The 1,781-nt window shown below is 71.1% G+C and carries 2 protein-coding genes and 1 pseudogene; 2 read left to right on the top strand and 1 reads right to left on the bottom strand.

Translation table 11 applies throughout. The features are described from left to right. A pseudogene (locus ABZ805_RS29290) lies at positions 1-279 on the bottom strand (GNAT family N-acetyltransferase); the annotation flags it as partial. A gap of 241 nt (positions 280-520) precedes the next feature. On the opposite strand from ABZ805_RS29290, the gene paaI reads away from it, so the two are divergent. Continuing rightward, positions 521-913, top strand: coding sequence for a hydroxyphenylacetyl-CoA thioesterase PaaI (gene paaI, locus ABZ805_RS29285; protein WP_358447169.1), 393 nt, complete (start codon positions 521-523; stop codon positions 911-913). After that, a partial coding sequence (locus ABZ805_RS29280) for an AMP-binding protein (protein ID WP_358447166.1) occupies positions 910-1,781 on the top strand: 872 nt, incomplete at its 3' end. The genes paaI and ABZ805_RS29280, both read left to right, overlap by 4 nt.

Raw genomic sequence — 1,781 nt, 5'->3', positions numbered from 1 at the left:
GCCCGAGATCCGGTTGGTCAGCAGGGCCACCTGGGCCTCCGCCGAACCGGTGTCGCGGTGCTCGTAGGCCCACCGGCCGAGCGGGGGCGGGAGTTCGCGCTGTTCGTCGATCCACTGGGCCAGCACCCTGCGCATGGCGGCGAGGTCGGCCACGCGCGGCATGGAGGGGACCAGCCAGTCGGTGACGGTGGTGGTGCCGTAGACCGCGAAGGCGCCGTCGACGTCGTCGGGCCGCCACTCCCGCAGCAGCACCCGTTCGGTCACCGGCATCGCCACCATGCGGGAAACGCTACTGCTTGAGCTCCGGCTCGTCCTGCCAGCACGCACCGGAACCACCGGGTTCCGCACTCGAAGGTCCACTGTGGACCGGATTTGGCGGCGCGCATCGCCGGGAGGCGCGGGTTGACATCGCGACGGCCGCCGCCAACACTGCGAGCAGAATAACCGACTGTTCGGTCAGTACAGAGGTGGTGGAGCCCCGGTGAGCACGGTGGAACCCGTCGCGGACGCGGCACGAACGATGTTCGACGAGGACACCGCGTCCCGGGAACTCGGCATCGAACTGGAGTCCGCCGCCGAGGGCCGGGCGAGCGCGCGGATGACGATCACCCGCTCGATGGTCAACGGCCACGGCATCGCGCACGGCGGTTACGTGTTCCTGCTCGCCGACACCGCGTTCGCCTGCGCCTGCAACAGCCACGGTCCCGTGACCGTCGCGGCCGGAGCCGAGATCAACTTCATCGCGCCGGCGCACGAAGGCGATAGGCTGCACGCCGAAGCGACCGAGCGCACCCGCTACGGCCGCAGCGGGATCTACGACATCACCGTGCGCCGCGAGCACGACGCGGTGGTGATCGCCGAATTCCGCGGGCGCAGCAGGACGATCGACGGCCGGAGAGGGCAACGCGCATGACCGGAACGACCACCGCGGCCGACGAGACCGCCCCGATCGAGGTGGACGAGCTCCGCGCCCGCCAGCTGGACCGGCTGCGGTGGACGCTGCGGCACGCCTACCGCAACGTTCCCTTCTACCGCGCCAAGTTCGACGCCGCCGGGGTGCACCCGGACGACTGCCGCGAACTGGCCGACCTCGCGAAGTTCCCCGTCACCACCAAGGAGGACCTGCGCGCGAACTACCCGTTCGGCATGTTCGCGGTGCCGCGCGAGCAGGTCAGCCGGGTGCACGCCTCCAGCGGGACCACCGGGCAGCCCACCGTCGTCGGCTACACCCGGCACGACCTGGACGTGTGGGCGGAGGTGGTGAGCCGCTCGATCCGCGCCGCGGGCGGGCGACCCGGCGACCTGGTGCACATCTCCTACGGCTACGGCCTGTTCACCGGCGGGCTCGGCGCGCACTACGGCGCGGAGAAGCTCGGCTGCACCGTGGTCCCGGCCTCCGGCGGGATGAGCGCGCGGCAGGCGCAGCTGATCCGCGACTTCCGACCCGACCTGATCATGGTGACACCGACGTACATGCTCGCCCTCGTCGACGAGCTGCGCCGCCAGGGCATCGACCCGCGGGACACCGGGCTGCGCGCCGGGATCTTCGGCGCCGAACCGTGGACCGAGGAGATGCGCGGCGAGCTGGAGCGGGCCCTGGACATCGACGCGGTGGACATCTACGGGTTGTCCGAGGTGATGGGTCCCGGTGTCGCCGCCGAGTTCGCCGAGACCAAGGACGGCCTGCACATCTGGGAGGACCACTTCTACCCCGAGGTGATCGACCCGGTGCTGGGCGGGACGCTGCCCGACGGCGACGCCGGTGAGCTGCTGTTCACCTC

The organism is Saccharopolyspora sp. NPDC047091, from assembly GCF_040643635.1.
In the GTDB taxonomy this organism is placed as follows: Bacteria; Actinomycetota; Actinomycetes; order Mycobacteriales; family Pseudonocardiaceae; genus Saccharopolyspora_C.
This window is presented reverse-complemented; position numbering and strand designations above follow the sequence as displayed.